Origin of the sequence: Pararhizobium sp. (assembly GCF_965279435.1) — a bacterium.
Taxonomy (GTDB): Bacteria; Pseudomonadota; Alphaproteobacteria; order Rhizobiales; family Rhizobiaceae; genus Pararhizobium.
Map to the genome: position 1 here is coordinate 1,967,367 of NZ_CBDIHY010000003.1, position 23,394 is coordinate 1,990,760.

Here is a 23,394-nt window from a genome sequence, read left to right on the forward strand (position 1 = left end):
CACCCATTTTAGGAGACCACCATGACTAGAGTAACAATGAAGAGGCAGGACGGCGTTTTCATCTCGTCCAAGGCCAACGGCGACCGCTCGCTGTCGGTCGTCACCCTGACCGCTGATACGGTCGACGCATACGAAGTCGGCACCATCCTCGTCGACGATGGCGAGAAGTTCATCCGAGCTTCCGAAGCCACGGTTGAGCAGATCGCCGACATCACACGCGCCGTTTTCCTGCGCGACCGGACGTTCGCAGAGGTCGACACGCAGGTGCTTGTCCTCGAGCGCGCCTTCGAAGGTGTCGAGCATCTCACCGATATCGACGAGCTGTCCACGGCGACCCGCGCCGCAGTCGTCGCCCTCATCACCGCAGCCGGCATCGTGCTGCGTTAAGAACAAATCGTGAACATGGAGCATATGTAATGACCGACTTCCTCAACATCTTCAACCCAGGCAACGCCATGTTCACCAAGGCGGCCCTTACGGGAAGCGTGAACACGCAACCTTACGTCCCCGAGCACACCAGCAAATGGCTGGAGTGGAATACGCAGGGCGAGACCAAGCGCACACTGATTCTGGAATTTAACGAGGGCAGCCTCGCGATCATCCCGGAAGCTCCAGTCGGCGCGCCGGGCTTCACGCCGGACGCTGACGTGCGTTCCGCGATCCCTGTCATCGTGCCGCACTTTCCGATGAAGAAGTCCCTGCTGGCAAAGCAGTTCGAAGGCGTACGCGCTTTTGGCTCCGAGCTGGACGAGACGATCCAGAACGCCACCAACCAGCTCATGGCTCAGATCGACAAGCACAACAAGCTCATTTGGGAAATCGGCCGCCTCGGTGCGATCACCGGCCTTGTCCGCGGACATAACGGCTCGATCCGCCAGAACTGGTTCAACGTCTTCCGCGACGAAGACGGCACCCCGCTGACCCAGACGACGCATTCGGTGAATTTCGCCAACGCCAACACCAAGATCCGCTCCGAGCTGATCGCCGCCAAAGAGAAAGCTGAAGAGCATCTCGGCGACATTTCCGCAACGGGCTGGGTCGCGATCTGCGGCAAGAACCGTTTCCGGTCGATCACCGATCACCAGAGCTTCGAGAAGTCATTCGAACGTTACAACGACGGCTCCGCCCTTCGTGACGACCTCGGCATCGACGGTTTCTCGATCGCCTCCGACATGAAGGTGGTCAAGTACTCTCGCTCGACGGTGGCTGGCGTTCAGCTCATCGGTGATGACGATATGTACGTCTGCCCGATCGCCCCGGACATGTACCAGACGCGTTTCGCGCCGGGCACATCGATGGCCGACCTCGGCTCCACCGGTCTGCCGCAGTACGTCGACAGCAAGTTCCTCGACTTCGGGGACGGCGTGGAATTCCGGGCGCAGACCAATCCTCTGTCCTACGTCACCCGCCTTCAGGCGATCACCAAGGTTGTGCAGACCGCATAAGCGACCGGCACCTCAGCGACACCGGGGTTTCCTCCTCCTTTACCCGGTGTCGCTCCTCCTATTCCATCCGCGGAGCTGCTCCATGACCAACACAATCGACACTTCAGTCTCGACGAGCGGCGATGCATTTCAGGCGATGCTCCTCGACAGCGAGCGCGTGTTTCAGATCTTCGTAGCGGGTGGCGATGTTCCCACCGTGCACACTCTACTGCCGGAAACCACACTGATCATGGTCGCCGTCTCGGCTGACGTGAGCAGCGTCGGCATCTTCCGCGGTGAAGAATTCGACGGGTCGAAGACGTTTCCATTCACCCCCAGCTACTTCCCCCTCAACGTCCCCGGCGGTGCCCGGATTCTGCACATCGTTGCGCCCACCGACACAGTCGTCGTGATCCAGGAGAATTGATCATGATGGTACCTAATGTTGCCAAGATCGCGAACGGTGGACCCGGCGCTTCTGCTGGCTCTCTCGTGCGCAAACGCATCCTGACCGTCGACGGCGGCAAGCCTTTTCTCAGAATCGCGGAATCGACCACGATTTTGCCCCATCCAGACAACTGGCTTAATTTGCTCCAAGCCGAGTACGATGGACCTCTAACTCTTACGAAAGGAATCGTTGAGGCCGAGGTCGTGCTAATCGGTGGCGGGGGTGGCGGCGCGCTTAGACCCTACGCTGAGCCCGGTCGCGCATACGGAGGGTTCGGCGGTGGGGTATACAAATTTAAGTCATTGCTCTCCGAGATGACACCGACATTTTACATTTTCGTTGGCTCGGGGGGGCCCGGAGGGACAGTCCCGAGTGGCGGGTCAGACGGCAGCGCAAATGCAGGTTCCGCCACCCAGTTTTATCTCTACACGGAGTCAAATTACAACGATCCAGCCGCGCTAGGTGGATATGGCGGGACAATCGACGATGCCACGATGCGAGAGGCTTGGTTCGATATGTGCTCGTTCGGCGACTGTCGTATGCCTGATCCTACGCTGAGGAATTACGGCGGCACCTTTGGAAATCAAAACGGGCCTGGACCAGGCGGCGTTGCAGTGACGGACGATGATGGCCAGTTTTACTTCTCTGCGGGAGGATTTGCGTACTCGGCTGATCCGATGCTGACGACCGAGCCTGGCTATGATCCAGGTGCCGCGGGCGGCGTGGGTAATCCTGCGCAGTTTGGTTCGTGCGGGGCTGGCGGAGCTCCGACAGTGAACAACGAGTTTTACCCACCTGATGGCGGCGCTGGCGGGTTCCCTGGCGCTGGCGGCGGAGCCTCGTTCACCAACACGGGTGTTGGTGGCAGCGGTGCGGATGGGTGTGTGGATATTCAGTTTTCGATTTGGGAGCTCGCATGACTAACAGATTTATCGCGGTAAACACGACGACGGGAATCGTCATCGGGGTTTTCATCGGAAACCCGGACGTACCCGGACTTCTGTTCGTGCCGGCGACCCCTCAGACTCAGCCTGTGTGTGCCGGCTTCCGCTATTCGGACGGCAAATTCATCAAGTCTGCCGAGCCGTTCGACCGACAGAACAGGTTCATCGGCGTCGGCGATCAGACTCCAGACACGCAGCCAGAGGTCGTCTGATGACCGCGCGCATGTTCCGTGACCTCCCGCGCATCTTCATGAGATCCTTCGGCGAAGAGGTGTCTGCTCTATGGGCAAGGAACGACGGCGCGTCCGTCGACCTGATCGACGTCATCTTTAACTCGGCGTACGTCGTGCGTAGTGCGGACGGCATCGAGTTGACCGACCCGGCTCCGTTTGCGTTCGTCAGCGTGGAGTCCGCACTGCTCATCGAGCCTCTGCGGGCTGTCGATCTGAGCCTGCTTTTCCGCAACGAGGGGCGCGATCAGCTCATCATCGGCGGCCGGGCATACGGCGTAGAATCTTGCACCGAGGACAGTCACGGTATGTGCACGATCGAGCTGATCGAGCCGAAAGCCGCCTGATGACGCATGTACGGACGCAGATTAGAGATGCCTTGATGACGAAGCTGGAAGCAGTTTCGGTGATCAACAGCGTCTACGCGTCGTCCCGTCTGTTCCGCAAATTCCAGACCGACAACTTCCCGATGGCTCTCATCGGCATCGCCGAGACCAGCACTCCGACCACCGGCAGTTTCCCTGGCTCGAAGCCCATTGAACGCCGCCTTGTGATCTCGATCCAGATCGGTGTCGAAGAGGCTGTCGACGACGCTGAAGACATCCTCGACGAGGCCTGTGTCGCCGTCGAGAAGGCTCTGTGCGTGCCGGACATCGGCATTAAAGGCGTTCAGGACTGGTCGTACGACGGCACCACGAGGGTCATCGGTCAGCCATCCGCCTCAGGCCTGCTGCTCACTCAGACGCTCACATATTCCTGCACCATTCGGACGCTCGACAGCGCCCCCGACAAAAACCTTTCTGCTTAGGAGAACAAAATGGCAACTCTTCCAATCCGCCCGCTCGTCGCAATGCACCGCCTCATGGGTGGCATCGGTCTCGTCCGTCGTCCCGGCACTAAGAAATGGACCAAGACCGGTCCGATCGACGCGGTAGAATTCACACCGAACATCACCAAGGTCGACATCTTCTCTGCAGAGACCGGCAAGCGTCGGTTGATCAAGAAAATTGCCACCGAAGATACGGCGCAGGTCGTCCTCACCGGCATGCAGGCATGGACGGAGGAGACGTATGAGCTTCTGTATCTGGCTGCGAAGCGGTACCTGACGCAGGCCGCTCTGACCAACCAGACGCTCATTTGGCCGGATGTGCAGATCGGTGACGTTTTCGAACTTCCCGGCCGTGACGCGACGATCGATATGGTCACGGGCGGCTCCGACGGCACAGTCGAGCTGGTTGAAGATGTCCATTTCATCTTCTCGCCATCGACGCGGCACGGCGAAATCATCGCACTTCCGACCGGAGTGACCGCCGGGACTGAAATCGAATTCAGCTACGACCTGCCTGCTGTCACCGAAGCCGACAAGATCCTTGATCTTCAGATCATGGAGAAGTCCGGCACCACGCTCGAGTTCAAGTACATCGGCATGTCGGCCGACGGCAATGGCACTCCGCTGACGCTGTACCTGCCTTCAGTCGAATTCGCACCGAATGGGGCGATCTCGAACGGTGATGCGTCGGCTGCGAACGCCGGGTCGCTGACTGGCGACGTCTATTCGACGTCGACGCTCGGATACGGCTCCATCGAGCTGCGCGAAGAAATCGTCAACGCATAACCAAGAATCGGAGCCTGCGCTCTGCAGGCTCCGCCCATGATCACTAAGGAGGATCCCCCATGGTACTGAATCCCAACTACAAGACCGCCGCCCTGCCAACCCCAAACTTCGTCGAAGTCCAGATGGATGCAGTCGAGCTTCTGATGGCATCGGTTGCGCATGAGTATACCGATTTCCACTACACCGCAGCCGACGGCTCTGACCAGGTAGTGCCGCTACGCGCGCCGACACTTCTGCAGGCCGTCCGCCTCTGCAAGCGTTACCGCAGCCTGCTCGCCGTCTTCGATGGAGCCAATCCGGTCGACGCATTGTTCGATGCCGGAGATGAAGCCGTTGCGGCCTTCGTTGCCTGTGCCGCCGGGCGCGAGCGTGACGAGCGTTTCGAAGTCTGGCTCGCCGACGCTCCGGACGGTGTTGCCGTCGACATGGCCATCATGGCTGCGGCGCTCATGTTCGGAGGGTCTGATCCTGAGGTTTTTTTTCAAAAGATCTCGCTCAAGCTCGTTCAGGCGGGACTTATCAAAACAGCCAAGATGCCGACAAAGAAGACCCCGGCGCAGGCCGAGATCGACAGAGCGGTCGACGCTCTACTGACGGAGTCTGGCTCTCAGGAACTTTCGTCGGCCTCTTAAAACTGGCCACGGAATACGAAAACCGGACGGGGCGCAGCGGCATGGAAATGACACCGGCCAGATTGATCTGGTCGATGAAGGTGATGGAAGCGACCGACGAACGCAAGCTGATGGAACAGGCACAGATCGCCGTGCTGTCGGCGACAGGAAAGATGATGTGACGGCATGGCAGTGAAATCTGAAATCAAAACGCGGTTTGCGCTAGACGGCATCACCAATGCCGTAGCCAAACTGCGTGCGTTTCAGAAGTCGGTCACCGACACGTTCGTCCGTGTCCGCGAGCGCACTGCTAAAGCCTTCGAGCCGATGACGAAATCGCTGACCGCGCTTGGTGAAAAAGCCAAGATCGTCGGCAAGGAGCTGGGCAAGCTCGGCGCGCACGGCGGACTCAAGGTTCTGAAGACAGGCGCTCTGGCTGCTACGGCGGCTGTGGCGCTTCTTGCTCTCAAAGTCACCGCCATTTCAGCGGCTGCCATCCGTGCGTCCAAGGACACCGCGGCGATGCTCGACAAGCTCGGGCGCGACGCGAAAAAACTCCGCATGTCGACGCAGGATCTGTCCGTCCTCGGCTTCGCGGCCGACCAAAACTCCATCGAGAAAGAAGGCTTCGTATCTGGCCTAGCCGACATCAGCGATCAATTCAAAGAGATCGGCCGTTCTGTCGACGAGTCCTCCCGTAAGCTCCAGCTCTGGTACACGCAAGGTCGTGCCGTCCGCGCATTCGGCAAAAAGAACCCCGGCATCGATGTCTCCGAGATGACTGATGCTTCGACCGCCGAATACAGCGCGGCCTTCGGATCGTCGCTGGCGGCCGTCGAAGCCGCAATGGATCGCAACGCTGTCGCGCAGAACCAGACATATGCCCTTGGCGATCGTCGGAACTCACAACAGGCGCAGGGACTGAGAGATCTCTCCTATGTCCAAGTGCAACAACAGCTCCTCGATCAGCGTCAGGCCATCATCGACGGCTACGGCGAGGTCGGAAAAGGCTTGTTCGACCTTCGGGCGTATGGTCTCGATTTCGAGGCTGCCACCAAGGGCGGAGCCGAAGGGCTTGTCGCCATCAGTGAGGCCTTCGTTCGCATCGAAGACCCTGCTCAGCGGTCGCGTACGGCCGTCCGGCTGTTCGGCAAGGAGGCCGGGCCGGGCATGATCCCTGTTCTCGAAGGTGGCCGGAAGAGCATCGAAGCATATCGGAAAGAACTCGAGCGTCTGGGTGGCGTAGCCACGCCTGCGGACGTAGCGAAGGCTACGGCATACGAGGTTTCCCAGCGAAATCTTAAGACTGCTGGCCAAGGCCTACAGCTTGAGATCTCGCGCAGCCTCCTGCCTGTGCTGACCGAGACCAACGTCGAGATTACGGACTGGGTGGTAGCGTCGCGCGTCAAGATCGCCGAGTACGTGACGTCGTCTTTCATCGCGGTGAAGACGTTCGTCACCGATATCATTTCCCTCCTGCAGGGCGATACCACCGACATCCAGACGGGCTGGCTCGATGCGCTGATCAAGAAGTCCGTCGTCGTCCGCGACGTGTGGCGTGATATCAAAAGACAGTTCAAACTGCTGATGTCGGGACAGGATTCCGACTACGCGTGGATCAACAAGATCCGCGATGGCTTCCTCGTTGTGAAGGCCTTCGCGATGGACGCGTTTGCCGTTTTCACCGGGGGCGATGCGAAAGAATTCAAGTTCATGAACGGCCTGCGCGACCAGGTCGTCGCCTTCGCGGGGAAGGTCAGGGAAGCCTTCGAGATGTTCAAGAGCGTCCTGTCGGGGCTGCATGAGCTCATCAAGCCCATCCTCAATTTCTTCAGCCTGGACATCACGACGTTCGCCCTCTTTGTCGGAATGTTGCGCCTGACGGGTCTGCTCGGAGTCCTGAAGCTCGCCTTCATGGGTGTCATCGGCACGGCTGGAAAGCTGTTCGCGTTCGGCGGCGCGGCCACTGCGGCCGCAGCAGGCGCTGGGGCTGCTACCGGAGCCGCGACAGCCGGAGCGGCCGTCGGCGCGGTCGGACTGCTCGGCACACTCGGTCGCGTCATCAGCCTGCTTGCCGCCGCGACACGAGCTGCCGGCGTTCTCGGCGCGTCGCTGGTTGCCGGGTTCTCGTTGGGCAAGTTGGCCGGAGAAGCTTTCTACTCCCTGACAGGTGCCCAGAAGGGTTGGGAAGATCACTTCGCGATGCAGACGGACGCGATCAGGAAACAGGACGGCGCATACGTTAACAAGCTCCTCGCACGTCGTGACGATGAGGGTGTTGCCGTACGTAACCGCCTACGTGAATCGATGGGGCAGGTCGGCGGAGAAGTGACTGCGGAAGATCGGAAGTTCAAATTCCGTCAAAAGATGGACGAACAAATTTGGGGTGTCGGCAATGCGCGATACTACGGACCAGATGCCGCAGCTCAGTACCGGAAGGACGAAGAGGAAAGTGCGGAAACCGCCGAGCGTCGCAAAGTGATGTTCCCGATCTACAAGGCCGAGCGCGAAGCTAAAGAACGCGAGGAGGCAGAACGCAAGGCGGCTGTTCAGCAACCTTCGGCGACGTTCAACTACAAAATCGACATCAACGGCAAGTCCGCGACGGTCAGCTCCGGCGACACCAACATGCGTGCGGTCATGCAAGAACTTAAGCTTGCAACACAGGGGTTCAACTGATGTCAGAGCAACAGTCCCCCACCAAGATCATCTGCGACCGCCTGGCTATCGGGTGGCAGACGGGTTTCGATCTGTCCGTCACCATCACGCCGATTGCCGCCTCTGGTGACATCGAACGTAACTGGAACGGGAAGTATGTAGACCTGTCTGAGCCTGAGTTTCGGCTTTTCAGCGTCCGGATCACGTCCGGCGACGCTGAGATGCGCGCACCTGCGCTTGCCCGGCTGTGGCCTGGTACGGTCTTCACGATCGTTCCGTCGACACCGTTCGAGGATATGATTCCTGTCGGCGGCACGACCGTCGTTTTCGAGCGCCTGATCCATCCTGGTAGCGTGCGCTGTCTGGATCTTGAGTTCAACGACGTGCCGTTCACGGTCGTCGGCCGGACTGTCACCCTGTCGTCGCCCGCAGCCACCCCGGTGCGTGTCTCTGCCCGGTATGAGCTTGAGGTCATCGTCACGGAGCCGTGGTCGATCACTGATCAAGAGACCAAAGCATCCGTATCTTGGTCGCTCGGGACGGAAGAAGTCGGAGGAATCATCTGATGCTCGGACTCGCACAACTCGACACGTGGGACGTGCCGTTCAATCCGGCCATTCATGGCACTGACACCGCATTCGATGTCTTCTCGGCGACGATCACGGAAACCCGCGTCGGCGACACCATCACATCTTTCTTCAAGGCCACGGTCAAAAATCCCGGATCATCGGGCATCGTCACGTCGGCGAAGAGATATTACGTCCTTTGGGAACAGCGACAGGAAGACGATCTTCCTGTCGAGCTTGCACGCGGCCGTATTGTTCCTTTGCCGACCGGCATGGCAGACCGTCGCATCGACATCAGCTTTCAGTGCCTCCCGCCCAAGTCGACGATCGTGAAGAAGGCGGCTGCGATCGCGTTGCGTGTCCGCGAAGTAGCATATGACCCGGATGCTCCGGCCGCCGACCGTGAGGCCGCCGAGGCCTATGACCCCTTGTTCTACGGCGCGGCCGCAGAGGAAGACCCAGACACCGCTCTCGGCGGTCGCCCGGAGCTGTGGCGTTGGGATCGCAAGACCCTGGCTCTTCGGCGTACGCATATCGTGGAGAGCGACATCACGTATAGCATCGGAGCCGACGGTCTGGGACAGCCTCCGATGCTCTCGATCAACGATCCCCCACGCCCGTGGACTCAGCAACGTATCGTCGCGAACTGGACGCAAAGAGCCAGAGGTCAGCAGTCGGTTGCCGAACAGGGCGACGTGACGACCTTCACGTATGACGACTTCATCGCAGGTTTCCCGAAAGCCGGAAGCGGCATTGGCTCCGACACAGGTTGGACTTTAGCTAAGGCGGAGATCACCTCCGTCGACGATCAGCCCGCCTATTGGGTGTCCATCCTTGATCCGAAATTCGGGACGGCCGCAGGGGGTATGCTTCAAGTGCGCCCGAAGAGGATCTCGTATCTGATGACGGCTGCCTATGACTATCAGCAACAGCGCGAGGAGATCATCGACATCCGCCTGGCCTCTGGCCTGCAGGACGTTCCTGCTGACGACGAGGAAGTCGAGCCAGTCGATACCGTCACGCTCGGCAGCCTGACGCTCGATACATCCACGCCGGAATGGCAGTACGAGAACCCTGAGACGCTCGTCCGTCGGCACTACGTTGTCGGCCAGGAAGTACTTGCCAACGGCCGCGCATGGACGTGCCAGGTTGAACACGACGCACAGATCGACTTCATGCCGCGCGATCCTGTCACGCAGGAACTCATCTGGCTGCGCCGTGAAAAGCGGGCGCCCATCGGCACAACCCGGAATCCGAGATTCGTAGACTTGCCGCGCGGTGTCCGTGCCATCAGGCATGCCATTCGTCGTCTCAAGCGTCAGGTGCTGCTACGTGCCCAATGTGCAGAGGTCACATTCGAACTGCCGTGGGTGCTGTCGAGGAACATCACCACGGAAGATTCCTGTTGGATCGCCCACCGGAGTCTTCCAGGCGGCGAGATGACGGGCAAGGTCTCCTCGATCGAGCTGTCCATCCAGCCCGGCGGGAAACGCCGTGGCCGGATCACGATGCTGTCGATCCCCGGAAAGGGTCTGCCCGCAGGCATCCCGGAGGAGGGGGAGCAGCAGACTGCCGATGTTGTTTATGTCACCGACTACCGCGGCGTGAATATCCCCGTCGATGCTTTCGCTCTTCAGGCACAGTCTCCGAGGATCTTCGAGTTTGAAAACGAGTGGGGTGACCAGCTTGCCGCCGCGAACGCATCGTCCGATCCTATCGCCGCCATCGGTGCTAACCCAACCCGGCTCTCGATCGCGTTCAAGGCTCTCCGCGAGGAAGACCTGCTGTCGCGCCGCGGGACGGTCATCTGTGAGCCTCTTCCTCTCCCGATGCAGATCAACCTGTCGCCAGTTATGTGAGGACACCATGAGCAAGCTTGCAATGCCACTGAGCGCTTTGATCGTGAAGAAGGTGCGATCAGCCCTCGACGGCCGCGTCACCGCCATCACCTACGATGTCATGTCCAGGCGCGACATCGACGAGGAGAGCGGGATCGTCATCGGCTCGACGACCCCGGTCGACGCGACATCCTGCATTGTTCAGACGCGTGTCGTTTTCGTGCCGCCGACATCCTGATCGTCCTCGAAACTTGCACCACAGTCGTGTCTGCTCGGGGAAGATTGCACTCCCATGACGAGACACCTGATGATGACGGACCTTACCTACGACCTCTTGAAGTCGCTCAGCGCTGATGTGAAAGAGCTGAATAAGAATTACGCGAGGATCGCTGTCGAATTCAGCTTCCATTCGCTGTCACAGACGGCGGTGCGTGCCGAGATGGACAATCTCAAGTCCGACATCGCTTCCGTGAAGTCTGATGTGGCCGAGATCAAGATCCAGAAGAGGGTGTCTGCCGGCTATTTTGCCGGACTGGTCACGTTCGCAGGCGCTATTGCATCGGCTTTAGTAGTAGTCGGCAAATTTTTCTTCGAAAAATACATGGCGATGTAATCAGACGCTGGCTTGAAAGGTCAACAAAGTTGATAAAACGGCTTTAAAAATAAGGAGTTGACCATTTGCGTAGCGCTCCGCCGACGGCAACAGTCTTCTTAAGCCTGCGAATAACGACGGGCAAGGAAGGTAAGTAAATGTCACACATCGCACACAGCACAATTCCGTATTCCGTCCACCTCGAAGCCGTTGTAGCACTCCGTGAAAAGGGCTTCACACTTGCACAGATCGCCGAAAAGCTCGGCTGTCACGTATCGCGGATCAAGAAGGTCAGCGCTCTCGCGTCGAAGTCCTCAACCGTCGTCCAGCCTGCCGCGACGCAGGAAATCACCACCGAAACGCCCATCTCCCTTATCGACGATCTGCGCAGCCGCGTCGCCACCGACGAGCTGACCGTTCCGTTTTCCAACTGGTTGGGCCGGGGCTGGTATCGCGAATTCGCCGAGCCTCAGGAGATCTACGAAACCGATCAGGACGGACATCAGCAACTCGTCGGCCTCAAGGTCGATCCGGGCGTGATGTGGCCAGACGACTACGATGCCGCGAAGGACACCGACGGAATCTGGGTCTCACCGAATGTACCTGCACCTAGGACCTCGTTGAAGCGCGGTTACATCATCTCGATGGCCCAGGCGCTCACGCCTGTCCATGGACCACTTCTCATCAACATGTGCGCCCTGTCAGAAGCTCGAGGTGGCTATGACATCATCATCGGCGGCGCCACGTACGGCAAATCATTGTTCGCGAAGCGCCGTAAGGCCGATATCATGGAAGTCGCGCCATGGTCATCTCTGATAGCCGATCTCGTGACCCGCGAACGTGTGGAGCTTCATCCCAAGATCCAGTTTTGCGCCGAGATGAATATGCGGCCGACAAAATCCAATCCGCTGACCGGCTTAAACCGATACATCCGCGGCATCACATCTCTTTTTGCGCACCCCAAACGTGCCATCACATCCGTTCCTAGAGGGCAGTACGACGAGCCAATCACCATGTGGTCGACGGGAGCCTGCACGGTCCCCAACTATGTGACCCAGGAAGCCGGGCTGAAGGCTCTTCAGAATCACACGATGGGCTTCGTCATTGTCGAGATCGACAACAATGACGAAGTCTTCATCAGGAATGTGGATGCCGACGATAACGGCGACTTTTTCGACCTGGATCTTATCGTCAGCGGCGCAGAAGTTCATACTGTCGACGAAGCGGTAGATATAGACATCGCAGGCCTGATCCAGCGGCCGTTCATGGGTATTCCCTGCACCCATCGCGCCGGAATACATGATCCATACGCGCGTGCCTTGTGGGGCTACGGTGGAAATCCTGTCGACGACATCCCGCTGATCGATCTTGTGAAGGCATCAGGCCAGGCGTTCAACGATCTTTTCGACGGCGCTGCCATCAACCACCACGAAGAACGGAATCCGTTGGCGATGTACCGTCGGCATTCTGAGAAGCGTACGGCCGTCGAGCCTGAGATCGAACAGGCCGCCCGTTTTGTTGCCGAGACAAGTCGCGAATGGTGCAAGAGCTACATCATCTATAGCAACCACGACGACTTCCTGCACCGCTGGCTTCAGAAGCCGTCCACCGAGGTTGCCGTCGAGAATTCCAAGCTCTGGCACCAGGCCAACTATGAATACAGGGCGGCTGTCGATCAGGCGGCCAAATTTGACGTCTTCGACTGGGTATTGCGGCGTGCTGTTCCCGATGCTGATTTCACGCTGATCACGTCAGACGATCCGTTGAACGTCTATGGGACATTCTACAACTTCCACGGCGACCAGGGTTCCGGCGGATCTAAAGGGTCGACCGTCGGTCTCGCCCGCCTCGGTATCAACATCTCGAAAGCGCACGACCATATCCTTTCCTGGCTCGACGGGGTGATTTCCATGGGCAACCTGATCTTCCGTGCGGCCTACGCCAAAGGGCCGACAGCATGGGCTGGGGCATGGCACATCGGTCATTGCGACGGAAACCGACAGGTCGGCTTGCTCGTCGGCGACAAATATCGCGCGTGAACGCCGCCGGCGCTGGAAAGTTGCATACGTTATAACATAACATGAACGTCTATTGGGGAGACGTTCATTCGATGGGCTGCACTTACATTCCAGAGCCGTGGAAACCTTACACGGCGGTTGATATCGAGGACACGCTTGGCAAAGCGATCCTCCATCACATCGACAGCCGAGGTCTCGGCACGAAGGATATCCGTCCTCGCTACAAGTCCATCCGCAAGGCTCACATCGACGCTCTCCGGCGCGGTGAGCCCCTTGGTTTCCGGATGTGCACGGCCATCATCGAAGCTCTGGGACTGCCGATCCACATCAGTGTGGGTGACGCAACATGACAGCTTCCAACTATCCTGCATCTCTCAAGCTCGTCCTCAAGCACGAAGGCGGCAACGTCGACCATCCCAAGGATCCAGGCGGACGTACGTCCCGTGGCATCACGAAGGCGGTCTATGATTCCTGGCGCAAGTCGAAGGGGCAGGCGCTCCGCGATGTATTCACAGCCACCGAGGCAGAGGTGGCAGCCATCTATCGCAGGAACTATGCCGACAAGGTGCGTTTCGACGATCTTCCTGCCGGGCTGGACTACGCCACGTTCGACGGAGCCGTTAACAGCGGTGTCAGCCGTGGTGCCAAGTGGCTTCAGTCGGCACTGGGTGTCAGTTCTGACGGAGTGGTCGGCGCAGGCACCGTCGCCGCGGCTACCAAGGCTGATGCTGTCAAGACGATCAAGGCCATGTGTGCGAAGCGCATGGGGTTTCTCCGGGGGCTGTCGACCTTCACGACGTTCGGACGTGGCTGGACTTCCCGCGTAGCAGGTGTCGAAGCTTCGGCTGTCGGAATGGCGCTGTCGTCGAAGGGCGCATCGAAGTCGTCGATCCTCAAGGCCGCAGCCATCGAATCCGATGTCGCTTCGAAGAACTCGAAGTCGGCGGCGACGACATCTGCAGGTTCTGGAGCCGCATCCGGCGGGGCTGCCTCTCAGGCCGACTGGTCGAATCTGACCGGCATCGAATCCATCCTGCTTCTCGCCGCAGCCGCAGGCCTCGTCGCTCTCGCAATCTACCTCATTCACCGCTCCCGCACGCAGTCTGCGCGTGCAGAAGCCTACGCCGCCGTCGCCTCTGGAGAACTCGCATGAACGGAATGCTCGCCCCCTTTGTAACCATCCTCGCACTCGTGCTCCGGCATGGTCTCATGCTGATCGCCGGAGGCATCTTCGCCGAAGGCATGACGGATTCACAGATGTCTGACGTGACGACACAGCTCGCAGGTGTTCTCATTACCGCCGTCGGCGTTGCGTGGTCACTCTGGGAAAAGAAGAAGTCCGGCAAGCTGTCCCGCAAGCCTCGCTGTGCACGCCCATGCTGACCTGGCTGACATCCACCATCGGCCAGACGGTTGCGAAATGGACGTCGATCGTTGCCATCGCGGTCGCCGTCTACTGGAAAATCTATGCCGACGGTCAGGCCGCCGAGAAGGCCACACAGCTTGCGCGAGATGCAGCGGCTGCCAAGGATCGGGAGAAGATCGATGACCACGTTAGCAAGATGGATGATGTTGCTGTTCGTGACGAGCTTGCTCGGTGGGTGCGCCACGACTGATTGGTGTTCCGGCAACCGGGCTATCCGGACGACGGCCGAGGACGTGGTCACGATGTCGTCGGGTACTGCTCGACAGCTCCTCGAGCATAATCGGTACGGCGAAAGTCACTGCGGTTGGAAGCCATGAATCAGAAAGGCCGGGATCATCTCCCGGCCTTTTCCCTGTCGTCCACCTTCGTCAGAACATTGATATCTGACCGGCGTTCTCCCTAGCTTCGATCTCATCGATCGAGCCGAGGATATGCCAATCCTTTTCCTTCGACGACGGCGTGAAGAAATAACGGCGCTGGGTAACGACGCAGTCCCTCTCACCATCCCAGCGGTGGCGGACGAAAATCGGTCTCGTTTTCGGTACGATTGGTCCAGATTTTGGAACGGCATCGTACTTGGCCAATTTTGCGGCGGCCTTGGTAGCGGTCTTCGACAGGGGCTTGTTCCTGGTGAATGCTCGTGTCATGCGGCTACTCCTTCTTCCGGCATTTCAAGATCCCGGATCGCGTTCTCAAGCCGCTTGACCATCGCCTTCGTCGGCTGGATAGCCCATAATCCAAACTCAGTTCCGATCCGCCAGAGGCTGTACGGACAACAGTCAGCTTGCTGGCACAGGAATTCTTCGACGGTGAGATAGCCCTCTGTCGGCGGCCACGTGCACCTGTATGCCGCCTTGCGCCACCGGCTTCGAAGCTCGGCGGGTTCGTCGAAAACCGCCGTAGATGGGGTTCCGGTGGTGTCGATGACATACCCGCCGTGGTTGTCGGCACGCTCGCGGACGCGAAGCGGGTGCGGGTGTCTTTCGCACATGCTGCCGTCGGCGCGGAGCGCAATCAATGTCGGCACGATGTAGTTGTCGCGATGCAAGAACCTGGCGGATGTCCGGTATGGGTTCTCAGCAGCCGTCCAGTAAGCCTCTATCGCGGCTTCCCGGAGCAAGTTCAGAGTAGCAAGAGGGATCTTGCGGTGTGCGGTCGTGCCGTCAAGCGCGCCGTACTGTTTCATCGTCTGCTCGGCCAGGCCACAGATCTTGGCGCGAGCTTCGGCATCGATATCGTGACGCGTCAGATAGCTACAGACCTCGCGGTAATGAAACGTGATGTCTGCGGGGCGCATTTTGTATGTTGGAGTTGTCTCCATTGTTGTGTTCCTCCGGGTAGATTGGCTACCGCGACCTCCCAAGGGGAGGTTTCGGCCCCAGCCACGGGGCCATCGTCAGGCGGCCCTGATCTGCTTGATGAGAGATCGGTCGGTATGCTCGAGGATCTCTTCGACCTCCAGCTCTGCAAGCCAGCCTTGACGTCGGAAGTCGATCTCCCAAGGTGTCAACTCGTATTTTTCATCAATGTGCAGAAATGCGGCTTCATCGATCGTCTTGTAGCCAGCGGCACGGACATACTCGAGCACGGCTGCATCAGCGTCGACAGCTTGATAGATGCCGAGATGAGTGCCGTTGGCTGCGACCGCAAAATTTTTGAGTGTGGTCATCGTCGTTCTCCTTGTTTCGTCTACTGCCGCGCATCCGGTATAGAAATGGTGACCGAATACCCGGCAGTAGACAACCCTTAATCTCAACTATTTTTTGCCGAATTGTGAAACCATAGCAATAACTTAGGTTGTCAACATTTGTGGCTACATTGGCTAACCAGGATGCAACAAATCTTGTCTATTTCCGCCGCCGGCGGATGGCGATTTGTGGGTTTCCGCCGACGGCCGCACGCTCTTCTTTCAACAAGGAGGACGGCGATGCAGAAGAAATGGTGGAACCCGGTCTCGTGGATGCAATTCGCATTGGAAGCGATCTGGAGCGTGCTGAGCGGGATATGGACGGCTATCCTCGGGATCTTCGGGATCCATCCGACCGCTCCCCGCGGCGCGCACGAGAACATCAAGCTCGGCGACGTCGACGATGCGGCTGCGGCGGAGGCCGACAAGCAAGCTTTGGCTGATCTGATGAATGCGGAGATGACACCGGCCGACGTAGTTCTGGCTTATGCGTCTGCAGGACTGATGGATAGACCGACGGTCGATCTCGGAAAGCTCACGCCGGAGCAGCAGGACTGGCTTGTCAGCCTGTCCGACGGCGACCTGGCCCTGCTGTCGGCATCAGGCCACCCGTCGTGCGAGATGTCGTTGAGGGCCCTGAAGGCCATCCCGTATCTTACCAAGCTCCGCGCAGAATCGGCCCCGGAGGCAGCCCCGGAGCCGATCGTGTTGCAGACGAAGGAGAATCTAATCCGAGAGCGGTACATAGAAGTCGTTCGCGGCCTTCATCTTAGCAAGAAGCCCTTCAGCCGCGGTTGAAACTGTCACCCAGTCGGAACTGAAACTGAAAGCGCCCGAGGTTAAAGCCGGGCGCTTTTGCATTTCGAATTGCCGGATCGACCGCGCGAGTTCAGGGATCTCGTGCATCAGGTCGCCGACGCGGTCGAACAGGTCTTCGTCTGAAAGGCCACTCATGCGGCGCGTGCCTTCGTCAGGCGGGAGATGATAGTCTGACGCTGTTGAAGAGCCATGCGGAGATTGCGGTTTTCAGCTTCAAGCGCTGCCACCCGTTTCGCGGACGCGATGGCTTCCCGGCCGAGGTCGTCAGCACGAATACGAGCTGCGAAGAGCGAGCAGTCGTATTCGTGTTCTTTGCGACGAGCGCGGGCGGCATCGGCATTACGCTTCCCGGCTTCATGCGCATCTGCGAAGCTGTTCACAAGGCCGACGGTCAGGAGACCGAGTTCGAGAGCCGCTGTTCCTGCCGGATTTTTGGAAGTGTAGATGGACATGTGCGCGGCTCCTGGTTTCGTCGAAGACATCGATACAGGGACCCGAAGTTGTTGTGAGCCCCTGACGCGATCGTAGGCTTAACAACTCACGATCGGGTCAGCGAGGCTGCTTCCGGATCATGAAGGAGCCTCCGCCTTTGTTGCCACACTTCCGACAGCGAAGGCGTGACACCAGGGATATGAACACGACACCCGGCCACCTCTTTGCAAGCTCGTGGCGGTCAACCCATCCCTCACGCTCACACCGGCTGCATCGTACTCCGAGGTCATACCATTCCTCGAGCCTGTCAAACGTCAGCCAAGCGGTTTCCTCCTGGCTGAGCGTGTGGACAAACTGATCCCGCGGCGTTCCCAAGTCGATGCCCTTTCGGTGCTTCATCAGCCACGTTCGAACTTGGGCTTCCACCCGCGGCTGATCCCGGCGCTCATCAGCGTCGATGCGACATAGAGCTGATCCCTGAAAAAATCGGCGTCGTCTATCAAAGAGCGGATCGCGACGAGCGGATCACCACCTGCGGCCGCCAATACAGATGCGGCCAGATCCTCCTCATCGAGCGACTGGGTGACAGTTTCTTCGAGGGTGAGCTGTTTTTGCATTGTGATCTCCTAGATGGCGGCTTCCGTGGTCAACGGAATTTGTTCCTATTTTGTTCTCGCAGCCTCAGGAGTCAAGCGGAGTCTGATGTCGTCCGACGATTTCTGAATAGCCCTTTCTTGTCAACATCTTAGCGTTGGGGAATTTCCGCCGGCCGACTGACAATTTTCTTCTAACAGAAGGAAGTTGTCATGATCAGATACCCCAGCATCGACCAATTCAGGAACGCAATCGGGGCAGTACACAAGCTGTCTTTCCAGCAGAACTGCCGCCGTGATGCCGACGGCAACCCCATCGAGGGGATGCTACGCAACTGGAAATTTCCAGAAGTCGTCTTCACAGGAACGGTGAAGCTCCACGGCACCAATGCCGCTGTCGTCGTCCGCGACGGTGTGGTTGGCTACCAGTCCCGCAACCGTGACCTTACTCCTGATGACGACAACGCTGGCTTCGCGGCCTGGGCATCTCAGCACGAGGCCGCCTGGCAGCAGATGGCGGCGCCGTTCGGAAACCTGATCGTCTACGGCGAATGGTGCGGCGGGACGATCCAACATGGCGTTGCGCTCACCGGTCTTCCGACTATGTTCGTCATCTTCGAAGGTCACGTCGTCGACGGCGACTACATCGATATTGCTGAGCTGGCTGGACTGCCGCCCCAAACATTCAAGTCAACCGACTTCCCGACGTGGACTGTCGCCGTTGACATGGAAAATCCACAGCTCGTCCAGAATGAGCTGGTTGCGATCACGTTGGCCGTCGAAGAGGAATGTCCGGTCGGGAAACATTTCGGCGTGTCTGGCGTGGGCGAGGGCGTGGTCTGGTCGGCGGATGTCCTCGGCCACAGGATCCGGTTCAAGGTGAAGGGAGACAAGCATTCCAGCCACCGCGTCCGCACACTGGCGGCCATCACGGCCGAGAACCCCGGCACGATGGCCGCCTTCGTCGAAGACGCTCTTTCAGCGCGTCGCCTAGAGCAGGGTATCGAATTTCTGAAGGAACATGGACTGCCTATCGCCATTCAGTCGACGGGTGACTTTGCACGGTGGGTTGTCGGAGATGTCGTCAAGGAGGAGTCTGACACGATGGAAGCGGCAGGCCTCGATGTTGGCATCGCCAAGAAGAAGATCGGCAGTGCTGCCGCCAACCGATTCAAGACGAGCCTCTGGCAGTTGGCTGCTTAGGACTTGCGCTTGGCACCGCCGGCGGCAATCATACAATCTGTGGTGCGGTTCAATTCCGCCTCGGTGGTCGAGATCAGGTGAGAAAAGGGTTCGAATCCCTATCCTGCGCAATCAGGATTCCTGACCATTGGCGTGGTTGACCTGACAGATCGGAAAGACGATCAAACTAGGGCTGCGGCCGTCCAAGACCTCCGAGGGCAACTTCGGGGGTCTTTACGTTTTCAGCGACGTCGAATCTTGCAGGGAACAGGGGATGTTTAGACTCTACCGCGTCGTCGGTGAACGTACAGCTCTCATGAGGGCACCGCGGTCGAGTAAGAAGAGGCTACGGGCAACCGACGAGACCTTCAACTGCAAACCGAATCCAATAACGAACATCCCGGAAATGAAACTACGTGGTCTTCAGTTCAAAATTGACTGACGACTATGGCTGCTCCAGATCAGCCACCTGTAACGTCTCCGTCTATCGTCCCTCAGATTTGAACTTAGTGAGACCTAACTTCAATCGGGAGACGTTTCGGGAGACGTAGTTCACGGAGCCATTTTGGCAAAAGCCATTTTATCTAATCATTTCAGTGACATGAGAGTGGTGCCGCTTAGAGGACTCGAACCTCTGACCCCATCATTACGAATGATGTGCTCTACCACCTGAGCTAAAGCGGCCAGCATGCGTTCCGCACGGTTGCGAAACGATGTGTGAGGGGCTGATACCTGCAAACGGGCGTGATTTCAAGCCATCAGTTTTGAGAACGGGAAAAAAGCTTGGGCAAGGGGAGGGGCGCCTTTTAAAGCGCCAGCCTTTGTCTCGCCGCCGCATATTCCGCAGCCAGCCGATCGACGAGGCTGGCGGTGGGGACGATGTCGGTAACGGCGCCGATACCCTGGCCGCAGCCCCAGATATCTTTCCAGGCCTTGGCGCCGGTGGTGGCCGTCTCGAAATCCATCTTGGACGGATCGGCTTCCGGCAGATGATCGGGGTCCATGCCTGCGGCGACAATCGAGGGCTTGAGGTAGTTGCCATGGATGCCGGTAAAGGAGTTGGAATAGACGATGTCGCTGGCGCTGCTGTCGACGATCATCTGCTTGTAGGCATCGCTGGCGCGTGCCTCGGTGGTGGCGATGAACGGCGAGCCGATATAGGCCATGTCTGCCCCCATCGCCTGCGCCGCCAGAACCGCGCCGCCGGTCGAAATCGCGCCGGACAGCAGTAGCGGGCCATCAAACCAGGTGCGAATTTCCTGAACGAGCGCGAAGGGAGAGAGTGTGCCTGCGTGGCCACCGGCACCGGTCGCAACCGCAATCAGTCCGTCGGCGCCCTTGCGGATGGCCGAATTGGCGTGGCGGTTGTTGATGACGTCATGCAGCACGATGCCACCATAGGAGTGGATCGCGGCATTGACCTCGGGTACGGCACCGAGCGAAGAAATGACAATCGGCACCTTGTATTTGACGCAGAGCATCAGGTCGTGTTCGAGCCGCTTGTTGGACTTGTGAACGATCTGGTTGACCGCGAAGGGGGCTGCCGGTTTGCCGGGGTTGCGGGAATTGTAGTTGGCGAGGTCCTCGGTGATCTCGGCGAGCCATTCATCCAGTTGGGCTTCCGGCCGCGCATTCAGCGCCGGAAACGAGCCGACGACACCAGCCTTGCACTGGGCAAGCGTCAGGGCCGGATGCGAGATGATGAAGAGCGGTGCTGCGATGACGGGCAGGCGCGTTGTGCCGTTGAGAATGGCTGGCAGGGACAAGGTTTACTCCCGGTTTTTATTTTGACGTTTCCGTAAACGTAAGAACTTTAGCAGCGGCTTTGTGTTTTGCAAAGGCCGATTTGTCAGGGCCGATACAGATGGTTCTGCCAAAACCACCGGGTTTTCCCCGGCGCAGACGGGCCGTTTGACGCGCAAGGCTTGCAGATCGCAGCGTCAACCGTTACCCAATTGTTAACACATCCAAAAGCGTGCCGGGTTTCGTCAGGAATCTCCGGCCGTGAGAATGGTTTGTTCGTAAGGCCTATAGCCGGGCGTGCATGGTTTTTGGGTGATAGTGATCCGGCGCTTCGGGTTTCGAGGCGTGTGGTATGCCTTGCCAGGGCGCTGATGCCTGCACCAAGAAGGACGAAGAGTGAGCGGACTGGAAACTGCGATCAGACAGGCGTTGGAACGCTCCGAAAGGGCGAATTCCGAAACGCGCGCGCGCATCTATCAATCGGCGCGCAACGCGCTGGAGGCAGGCCTCAAGAAGCAGGATGTGCACGATCCCGACGTGGTCGCCCAGCAACGCCACCGGCTCGAAGGTGTCATCCACGCGATCGAACTGGAAGAGCGCGCCAGCCTGAAAGCCATTGCATCCGTGCCGCCGCCGGTCCGTGTTGAGACCATCGACACCCCGGTGCCATCGGCGGAGCTTGATCACGACATTCACATGCCGTCCGACCGTAATGCCGATCGGGCAGATAGCCCCGGCATCGACGGCGGGCTTTCCGGATTGCGTCCGGAGCGCCGTGATGGGCCGCGTGTTGTCGAGGCAGCACCGGCTCAGCCGGTGGCGGGCAAGCGCGGCAAGGCCGCCAAGGCCGACACGGCGGCGGCAAAACCCCGGCGGCGCAAGCGGGGCAGTTTTCTCTCATTCGTCATGGTCACTACGACGCTGGTGGCAGCTGTCGTGATGGGTGCCTGGTGGGTTGAAACCAGTGGGCTTTTGAAAACCGCAGCGGAGCGCGATACCAGCGTCGCCAATCCGCCCTCGACGGTGCAGTCGGAGGATTTCGACGGTGCAGCCGGCCTGAAGACGCTCGGGCCTCAATCAGGCTTTTCCGGCGATTGGGTTGATGTCTTCACGCCTGCGGATGCGAGCAATGTCAAGGCGGGCAGCCGTGCTGCGGCTGATCCCGTCAGCGACGAGCGCGGGCAGCGTCTTCGGATCACGTCGGCGACGGCGGATGACGACGGCAACGTGTCGATCGCGATACCAGCGTCGGTACTTGAGCAGATTTCCGGCAAGACATCGACCGTTGCCCTGAGCGTCCAGGCAGATGGCGGCAAGCAGACGCAGTTTTCCGTCGAATGCGATTTCTCCTCGCTCGGCGATTGCGGCCGCCACCGGTTCACGGTGAACGAGGAAAAGAACGACATGCTGTTCAAGGTGACGTTCGACCGCAGTCTTGCGCCGAGTTCACCGGGACGCATCCTGATCAACAGCGACGTGACCGGCGCTGGCAATAGTCTCAGCGTCTATGCTGTCAGGATTCTCCCCGGCCAGTGATGACACATGCCGCCCTGGCCCATATCCCGGGCGGCTATTTCACAAAGCCAGGCCCGGAGCCGAGGATCTTATCGTCGATCTCGCCGATCGCGGCCTTGTCCTTGCCGTCGTAATCCAGTGTCTTGAGGATGTGACGGATAAGGTCCAGCCGGGCACGGCGCTTGTCGTTGGCGCGCACCACCGTCCAGGGGGCGTGCTGGCTATGGGTCTGCTTGAGCATCTGGTCGCGGGCGTCGGAATAGAGGTCCCATTTGGTCAGCGCCGCGATGTCCATCGGTGACAGTTTCCAGACTTTCAGCGGATCGTGGCGCCGGTCGTGAAACCGCTTCAGCTGCATCTCGCGGCCGATATCCAGCCAGAACTTGAAGAAATGAATGCCATCACCGGTGATCAGCTTTTCAAACCGTGGTGTCTGCTTGAGAAAATGCTGGTGCTGTTCCGGCGTGCAGAAGCCCATGACCGGTTCGACGCCGGCGCGGTTATACCAGGAGCGGTCGAACATCACGAATTCGCCCGCAGTCGGGAAGTGCGTGACGTAACGCTGATAATACCACTGGCCGCTTTCGGTTTCGGTTGGCTTGGTCAGAGCGACGACGCGGGCGGAGCGCGGGTTCATGTAGGAATTCGTGGCAAGGATCACGCCGCCCTTACCTGCTGCATCGCGGCCTTCGAAGAGTGTCAACACCCGCTTGCCGGTCGCCTGAAGCCAGAACTGAACCTTGACGAGCTCGATCTGCAGCTTTTCCAGCATTTTGTCGTAAGTGTCGCTGTCGAGCTTCTTGTCATAGGGATAGTCGCCCGAGGCCAGCGCCTGCTTGTCGATCCAGCCCGGCAGGTCCGGATTGTCGATGTCGAAAATGCGCTCCTTGCCGTTGATCACCAGCTCGACCGGCTTGTTTTCCTGAATATCCGTCATGACGTGTCCTCCTGAATGTATTGGACGGCCGGCCGCCGATTTCACGGGAGGAGGCCACAATTGCATTGCGAATTCAAGCATGCCGTGAAAATCATGTCATGAACCTCCGCTATTAC

At 59.0% G+C, this 23,394-nt stretch carries 29 protein-coding genes and 1 tRNA gene; 22 read left to right on the top strand and 8 right to left on the bottom strand.

Annotated elements, in window-relative coordinates; genetic code table 11:
* Nucleotides 1-21 precede the first annotated feature (21 nt).
* The 19 genes from ACQY8Q_RS15075 (at nt 22) to ACQY8Q_RS15165 (ending at nt 14,560) form a co-directional block, all read left to right on the top strand.
* Nucleotides 22-387 (top strand): hypothetical protein, encoded by a 366-nt coding sequence (locus tag ACQY8Q_RS15075; RefSeq protein WP_428427315.1) that lies wholly within the window; start codon nt 22-24, stop codon nt 385-387.
* 29 nt (nt 388-416) lie between these two features.
* The gene (locus ACQY8Q_RS15080; protein WP_428427316.1) at nt 417-1,445 is read left to right on the top strand and encodes a major capsid protein; all 1,029 of its coding nucleotides are present in this window, start codon (nt 417-419) and stop codon (nt 1,443-1,445) included.
* An 82-nt stretch (nt 1,446-1,527) separates the two neighbouring features.
* The gene (locus ACQY8Q_RS15085) at nt 1,528-1,851 is read left to right on the top strand and encodes a hypothetical protein (RefSeq protein ID WP_428427317.1); all 324 of its coding nucleotides are present in this window, start codon (nt 1,528-1,530) and stop codon (nt 1,849-1,851) included.
* A gap of 2 nt (nt 1,852-1,853) precedes the next feature.
* Entirely contained in the window at nt 1,854-2,792 is a 939-nt protein-coding gene (locus ACQY8Q_RS15090) for a glycine-rich domain-containing protein (protein WP_428427318.1), read from the top strand.
* Nucleotides 2,789-3,028 (top strand): hypothetical protein, encoded by a 240-nt coding sequence (locus ACQY8Q_RS15095; RefSeq protein ID WP_428427319.1) that lies wholly within the window; start codon nt 2,789-2,791, stop codon nt 3,026-3,028. Before ACQY8Q_RS15090 ends, ACQY8Q_RS15095 begins: the two co-directional genes overlap by 4 nt.
* The gene (locus tag ACQY8Q_RS15100; RefSeq protein WP_428427320.1) at nt 3,028-3,393 is read left to right on the top strand and encodes a head-tail joining protein; all 366 of its coding nucleotides are present in this window, start codon (nt 3,028-3,030) and stop codon (nt 3,391-3,393) included. The genes ACQY8Q_RS15095 and ACQY8Q_RS15100 overlap by 1 nt, the downstream gene beginning before the upstream one ends.
* A gap of 35 nt (nt 3,394-3,428) precedes the next feature.
* On the top strand, nt 3,429-3,854 hold the full coding sequence (locus tag ACQY8Q_RS15105) for a hypothetical protein (protein WP_428427321.1): 426 nt from the start codon (nt 3,429-3,431) through the stop codon (nt 3,852-3,854).
* A 9-nt stretch (nt 3,855-3,863) separates the two neighbouring features.
* Entirely contained in the window at nt 3,864-4,661 is a 798-nt protein-coding gene (locus tag ACQY8Q_RS15110) for a hypothetical protein (RefSeq protein WP_428427322.1), read from the top strand.
* A gap of 59 nt (nt 4,662-4,720) precedes the next feature.
* Nucleotides 4,721-5,293, top strand: coding sequence for a hypothetical protein (locus ACQY8Q_RS15115; protein ID WP_428427323.1), 573 nt, complete (start codon nt 4,721-4,723; stop codon nt 5,291-5,293).
* Between the two features lie 165 nt (nt 5,294-5,458).
* Nucleotides 5,459-7,951, top strand: a complete 2,493-nt coding sequence (locus tag ACQY8Q_RS15120; RefSeq protein WP_428427324.1) for a hypothetical protein — start codon at nt 5,459-5,461, stop codon at nt 7,949-7,951.
* Nucleotides 7,951-8,496: a hypothetical protein gene (locus tag ACQY8Q_RS15125; RefSeq protein WP_428427325.1), complete on the top strand. Its 546-nt coding sequence runs from the start codon at nt 7,951-7,953 to the stop codon at nt 8,494-8,496. The genes ACQY8Q_RS15120 and ACQY8Q_RS15125 overlap by 1 nt, the downstream gene beginning before the upstream one ends.
* Nucleotides 8,496-10,355: a hypothetical protein gene (locus ACQY8Q_RS15130; protein WP_428427326.1), complete on the top strand. Its 1,860-nt coding sequence runs from the start codon at nt 8,496-8,498 to the stop codon at nt 10,353-10,355. The genes ACQY8Q_RS15125 and ACQY8Q_RS15130 overlap by 1 nt, the downstream gene beginning before the upstream one ends.
* A 7-nt stretch (nt 10,356-10,362) precedes the next feature.
* Nucleotides 10,363-10,572 (top strand): hypothetical protein, encoded by a 210-nt coding sequence (locus tag ACQY8Q_RS15135; RefSeq protein ID WP_428427327.1) that lies wholly within the window; start codon nt 10,363-10,365, stop codon nt 10,570-10,572.
* Between the two features lie 54 nt (nt 10,573-10,626).
* Entirely contained in the window at nt 10,627-10,947 is a 321-nt protein-coding gene (locus tag ACQY8Q_RS15140; protein WP_428427328.1) for a hypothetical protein, read from the top strand.
* A gap of 137 nt (nt 10,948-11,084) precedes the next feature.
* The gene (locus tag ACQY8Q_RS15145) at nt 11,085-12,965 is read left to right on the top strand and encodes a hypothetical protein (RefSeq protein ID WP_428427329.1); all 1,881 of its coding nucleotides are present in this window, start codon (nt 11,085-11,087) and stop codon (nt 12,963-12,965) included.
* Nucleotides 12,966-13,036: 71 nt separating this feature from the next.
* Entirely contained in the window at nt 13,037-13,294 is a 258-nt protein-coding gene (locus ACQY8Q_RS15150; RefSeq protein ID WP_428427330.1) for a hypothetical protein, read from the top strand.
* On the top strand, nt 13,291-14,097 hold the full coding sequence (locus tag ACQY8Q_RS15155; protein WP_428427331.1) for a glycoside hydrolase family 108 protein: 807 nt from the start codon (nt 13,291-13,293) through the stop codon (nt 14,095-14,097). The genes ACQY8Q_RS15150 and ACQY8Q_RS15155 overlap by 4 nt, the downstream gene beginning before the upstream one ends.
* A complete protein-coding gene (locus tag ACQY8Q_RS15160) occupies nt 14,094-14,327 on the top strand; it encodes a hypothetical protein (RefSeq protein WP_428427332.1) in 234 nt (77 codons plus the stop codon). The genes ACQY8Q_RS15155 and ACQY8Q_RS15160 overlap by 4 nt, the downstream gene beginning before the upstream one ends.
* A complete protein-coding gene (locus ACQY8Q_RS15165; protein ID WP_428427333.1) occupies nt 14,321-14,560 on the top strand; it encodes a hypothetical protein in 240 nt (79 codons plus the stop codon). Before ACQY8Q_RS15160 ends, ACQY8Q_RS15165 begins: the two co-directional genes overlap by 7 nt.
* A 178-nt stretch (nt 14,561-14,738) precedes the next feature.
* On the opposite strand, the gene ACQY8Q_RS15170 is transcribed toward ACQY8Q_RS15165, so the two are convergent.
* The 3 genes from ACQY8Q_RS15170 to ACQY8Q_RS15180 form a co-directional block, all read right to left on the bottom strand.
* Entirely contained in the window at nt 14,739-15,017 is a 279-nt protein-coding gene (locus ACQY8Q_RS15170) for a hypothetical protein (protein WP_428427334.1), read from the bottom strand.
* A complete protein-coding gene (locus ACQY8Q_RS15175) occupies nt 15,014-15,691 on the bottom strand; it encodes a hypothetical protein (protein WP_428427335.1) in 678 nt (225 codons plus the stop codon). Before ACQY8Q_RS15175 ends, ACQY8Q_RS15170 begins: the two co-directional genes overlap by 4 nt.
* Nucleotides 15,692-15,766: 75 nt before the next feature.
* Nucleotides 15,767-16,039 (bottom strand): hypothetical protein, encoded by a 273-nt coding sequence (locus tag ACQY8Q_RS15180; protein ID WP_428427336.1) that lies wholly within the window; start codon nt 16,037-16,039, stop codon nt 15,767-15,769.
* A 258-nt stretch (nt 16,040-16,297) separates the two neighbouring features.
* Between ACQY8Q_RS15180 and ACQY8Q_RS15185 the strand changes: the two genes are divergently transcribed.
* On the top strand, nt 16,298-16,855 hold the full coding sequence (locus ACQY8Q_RS15185) for a hypothetical protein (protein ID WP_428427337.1): 558 nt from the start codon (nt 16,298-16,300) through the stop codon (nt 16,853-16,855).
* Between the two features lie 152 nt (nt 16,856-17,007).
* On the opposite strand, the gene ACQY8Q_RS15190 is transcribed toward ACQY8Q_RS15185, so the two are convergent.
* A complete protein-coding gene (locus ACQY8Q_RS15190; RefSeq protein WP_428427338.1) occupies nt 17,008-17,328 on the bottom strand; it encodes a hypothetical protein in 321 nt (106 codons plus the stop codon).
* Nucleotides 17,329-17,706: 378 nt separating this feature from the next.
* Nucleotides 17,707-17,925: a hypothetical protein gene (locus ACQY8Q_RS15195; protein ID WP_428427339.1), complete on the bottom strand. Its 219-nt coding sequence runs from the start codon at nt 17,923-17,925 to the stop codon at nt 17,707-17,709.
* A 189-nt stretch (nt 17,926-18,114) separates the two neighbouring features.
* Between ACQY8Q_RS15195 and ACQY8Q_RS15200 the strand changes: the two genes are divergently transcribed.
* On the top strand, nt 18,115-19,104 hold the full coding sequence (locus ACQY8Q_RS15200; RefSeq protein WP_428427340.1) for an RNA ligase family protein: 990 nt from the start codon (nt 18,115-18,117) through the stop codon (nt 19,102-19,104).
* A gap of 587 nt (nt 19,105-19,691) precedes the next feature.
* Here ACQY8Q_RS15200 and ACQY8Q_RS15205 read toward each other — a convergent pair.
* Nucleotides 19,692-19,767 (bottom strand) — tRNA-Thr (locus ACQY8Q_RS15205).
* Between the two features lie 122 nt (nt 19,768-19,889).
* The gene (locus ACQY8Q_RS15210; protein ID WP_428427341.1) at nt 19,890-20,849 is read right to left on the bottom strand and encodes an NAD(P)H-dependent flavin oxidoreductase; all 960 of its coding nucleotides are present in this window, start codon (nt 20,847-20,849) and stop codon (nt 19,890-19,892) included.
* Nucleotides 20,850-21,222: 373 nt separating this feature from the next.
* On the opposite strand from ACQY8Q_RS15210, the gene ACQY8Q_RS15215 reads away from it, so the two are divergent.
* The gene (locus ACQY8Q_RS15215) at nt 21,223-22,362 is read left to right on the top strand and encodes a biotin transporter BioY (RefSeq protein WP_428427342.1); all 1,140 of its coding nucleotides are present in this window, start codon (nt 21,223-21,225) and stop codon (nt 22,360-22,362) included.
* A 34-nt stretch (nt 22,363-22,396) separates the two neighbouring features.
* Here ACQY8Q_RS15215 and ppk2 read toward each other — a convergent pair whose 3' ends face one another.
* A complete protein-coding gene (gene ppk2, locus ACQY8Q_RS15220) occupies nt 22,397-23,278 on the bottom strand; it encodes a polyphosphate kinase 2 (protein WP_428427343.1) in 882 nt (293 codons plus the stop codon).
* Nucleotides 23,279-23,394 lie beyond the last annotated feature (116 nt).